This is a genomic window from Massilia sp. CFBP9026, assembly GCF_034045165.1.
Classification (GTDB): Bacteria; Pseudomonadota; Gammaproteobacteria; order Burkholderiales; family Burkholderiaceae_D; genus Telluria; species Telluria arenae.
In genome coordinates, this window is record NZ_JAXCWH010000023.1 from 1 (window position 1) to 3,555 (window position 3,555).

Annotated in this window: 4 protein-coding genes; 1 reads left to right on the top strand and 3 read right to left on the bottom strand. The window is 59.4% G+C overall.

Features of this window, described 5'->3' with window-relative positions; genetic code table 11:
• Positions 1-359: 359 nt before the first annotated feature.
• Positions 360-770: a DUF2061 domain-containing protein gene (locus SOM28_RS26265; RefSeq protein ID WP_320469963.1), complete on the top strand. Its 411-nt coding sequence runs from the start codon at positions 360-362 to the stop codon at positions 768-770.
• Between the two features lie 68 nt (positions 771-838).
• On the opposite strand, the gene SOM28_RS26270 is transcribed toward SOM28_RS26265, so the two are convergent.
• The 3 genes from SOM28_RS26270 to SOM28_RS26280 form a co-directional block, all read right to left on the bottom strand.
• Positions 839-1,576: a DUF2306 domain-containing protein gene (locus tag SOM28_RS26270; protein WP_320469964.1), complete on the bottom strand. Its 738-nt coding sequence runs from the start codon at positions 1,574-1,576 to the stop codon at positions 839-841.
• A gap of 254 nt (positions 1,577-1,830) precedes the next feature.
• Positions 1,831-2,610 (bottom strand): LytR/AlgR family response regulator transcription factor, encoded by a 780-nt coding sequence (locus tag SOM28_RS26275; RefSeq protein WP_320469965.1) that lies wholly within the window; start codon positions 2,608-2,610, stop codon positions 1,831-1,833.
• A complete protein-coding gene (locus SOM28_RS26280) occupies positions 2,607-3,332 on the bottom strand; it encodes a sensor histidine kinase (protein WP_320469966.1) in 726 nt (241 codons plus the stop codon). Before SOM28_RS26280 ends, SOM28_RS26275 begins: the two co-directional genes overlap by 4 nt.
• Positions 3,333-3,555 lie beyond the last annotated feature (223 nt).

Here is a 3,555-nt window from a genome sequence, read left to right on the forward strand (position 1 = left end):
ACGCCCACACTTATCGACTGTTAATTTTTAAAGAACTTTATTCGGTGCTGCATCTCTGCCGTTTGCTTCGAATCGTTTTGTTCGTCAGCAGCAGAGAAGAGAGAGTATGAAGCGTTTTTTAAATCTCGTCAACCCTCTTTTTCCTTCCGCTTTCCGCTGCCTTGAAGGCTGCGTCTGCGTCGGGAGAACGAGACTATAACAAACCGATGACACATCCCGCAAGCCCCGCCTTACCCATTTCGCATTTCATATGATAGATCTGGACTATCGATATCTTCAATATTATTTGCTTTTAACTATAATCGAGAATCATTATCATTTGGCTCTACAGTCAGCAACCGAAGTGAAGAGGCAACGCCATGGTCATCGCAGCCAAGAAAACCAGCCAGGTCATCACCCACATGACGATCGCCTTCGCAATCGCCTATGCGATGACGGGTTCGGTCATGTTCAGCGGCCTGGCCATCATCATCGAACCGGTGATCAACGTCCTCCTCCTCCCCTTCCACGAAAAAGCGTGGGCGGCCATCCGCCAGGGAGCGAAATCGGCTCGCGAACGCTATATGCGCATTGCCGCTGAAAAGATCAGCCAGACGCTCATGCACATGGTCGTGGCGTTTGCCGTCATCTATGGCGCGACCGGCTCGCTCGCTTTCGGTGGCCTGGCCGCCATCCTCGAACCGATCTGCAATGTGCTGCTGCTTCCCATTCACGACCGGTTCTGGGACAAGCTCGAACTGCGCATCAATGGTGGAATGCACGCCGCCTGAGCCGGTCGCTCCAATCACCCTAGCCCGCCAGTCACCAACCGGCGGGCTTTTTTATCAGGGCAGCTTCGCTACAGGTTCGGAAGCCACAGCGCGATCGTCGCCATCCCGATGCCGAGACCCATTGCCAGTGTCATGACCATGAGCATGCCTTCCGTCGACAATCGCACCATGCGGCTCTTGCTTTCCTTCGCGCGGAAGTAAATCTCGAGCAAGGCGAGCGGCAGCAGATACTGCAGGAAGGTCAAGATATCGAGTGTCGGGCCACGGAACGTCGCCGGGTCGAAGCCTACGGGCCCACCATTCACGGCAATCCAGAACATCAACCCCACGCGGAAGAACCACACACCGCTGGCAAGCATGAACAGCCGCAGCGCCCAGCGTCGATGGGCATCCATTCGCCGCGCCAGCGCATGGCGCAGTACCAGCATTGCAGCCACCAGGATCAGGACCGCGTTGATGGTCATGGCCGTATGCTGGACGAGTCCGCCGAGCTGGCTTCGATTCCATACCAGCCATAGTCCGCTCAGGCTGGCGACGGTGACTGTGAGCAGGTAGACGCGACCGCTCCAGCGATGAAAAGCGCGATACCGCGTTATGATCGCCGGAATGAGCTGGAGGGCGCCACTCGCGGTCACGATCGCGGCAATCAGCACATGGACCACCGTGGCCGTATTGCCGGCGACGTCTCCCTCGACGATACCTCTTGGCATCATCCCGCTCCAGGCGCCGAAGTCGCCCGTCAACAGGGATACCCCGTACAGCACGAGGATATACAGGAGGAAGATCGCTTGGCCGCTAGCGGCCACCGCGAATCACGCCACGGCTGCGCCGGCAAGCGCCTTGTGCAATCCATCCGCGTGGGATAGTTGAACTGGATGAGGAAAGCTAAGATCTGTCATGAGGTCCCCGATAGGTCTGCAGTGAACTGGACTCCACTCTGCTGAGCGGAGTAAGGGCACTCTATCGGCAGCCCAAACGCAAGGACATCGAGAAGCGGCGAGTTGCGGAATGTGTGTCACCAATGACGGCCGGCGTGCACGAATGCCGGCGGGGCGAGCACTTACATCTGACGAAACAGGTGCTGGTAGGCCCGGCTGGCCTTGAGGATGCTCGATCGGTGCTTGAAGTGGATCTCGGCGGTTTCGTTTGGCCCGCGTAACACGTGATTGACGGCCGACAGGTTGATCACTACCGAGCGGTGGACCTGGGCGAACTGCGCAGGATCGAGCTGGGTGACGAGTTCTTTCAATGGCGTGCGGATCAATGCATCGACCGGTGCGCCGTGTTCGTCATGCCACGCCACTAGCGTGTAGCGCTCGTCGGAACGAAGATAATCGATCTGATCGACCGCTATCAGGTGCAAGGCCTGTCCGATCGTGGCGCGGATCCAGCGCAGGAATTGCGCGGGCGGTTCCTTCAATCTGCTGGAGAGCTGTCGCAGAAGCGCCTCGGTATTGAGCACCGGCTCGTCGGCCTGCAGCCGGCGCCGCATACGAGCCGTTGTGTCCGCGAGCCGCTCCGGCTCGACCGGCTTGACCAGGTAGTCGAGCGCCCCCTGCGCGAACGCCCGCACCGCATACTCGTCGAATGCCGTGACGAACACAAGGTGGGCCCGCTCACCGATGCCTTGTGCGGCGTCCAGGCCGGACATCCCCGGCATGTGAATGTCCAGGAAGCAGACGTCCGGACACGTAGCCTCGAACTGGGCCAGCGCATCGCGTCCATTGCGGGCCAGTGCGACGACTTCGAGCTCCGGCCAGGCTTGCGCCAGCAAGCGCACCATCGTTTCACGCAAAAGCGGTTCATCGTCGGCGATCAATGCGGTCGGGCGCCGGCTCATATGGCATTCCTTTGCGCCGGGAACTGTAGGGCGACTGCAACGCCATGCGGCGTCACATCGCTGAGCTCGAACCCGGTGGTATTGCCAAAACTCAGGCGCAAGCGCTCACGCAGATTGAATAGAGCCGTACCGGAATCCCCGCCGGACCGCGTCAGTCCCACGCCGGTGTCGCTGACAAGCACGTGGCAATTTCCATTGCGTAGTTCTATCCGAATGTCGATGCGCCCACCTTCTTCGCTTGGATCGATCCCATGCCGCACGGCGTTTTCGACCAGGGTCAGCAAGGTCAGTGGCGGGCAGCGCAGTCCGAGGGCGTCCTCATCGGCATCGATCGAAAACTGCAGCCGGTCCGGCATTCGCAGGTGCATTAGTTCGAGATAAGAGCGGGCCAGCGCGACTTCGTGCTCCAGTGTGCTGAAAGATTCTTCAAGCCGCGGCACAGCTGCACGCAAATAGGAAATCAGGGTGGTGAGCACCTGTGACGCCTTGGGCGAGCCGGTGTCGACCAGTGCCTGGACATTGGCCAGGGTGTTGAACAGGAAGTGCGGCTGGATCTGCGCCTGCAGCAGACGCATGCGTGCGTCAACCGCCTGGCGTTCCAGCTCGCTGCGCTCGAGCGTGAACGCCAGCTGCTGGGTAGGTGCGAAGGCCTCGCGCTGGCGCAGCATCGCAGCGAGCGCAATCCAGGGTGCGAAAAGCAGGCCGGTTACGATCATGATCATGAGCCCGTTGCGCGCAAGTGGCTGCTGCAAGAACTGGAAATTTGCTCCTGTAGTGAGCCAATACATGAGATACGCCGCTGCCGTCCGGAGGGCGCATCGAGACACTTTCTAGAAAGCGGCGCCGGAAAGCAAAAAACCCCACCAGGATCACCTGGTGGGGTTTTTCTTATAACTAGCCTGACGATAACCTACTTTCACACTGGTTGCAGCACTATCATCGGCG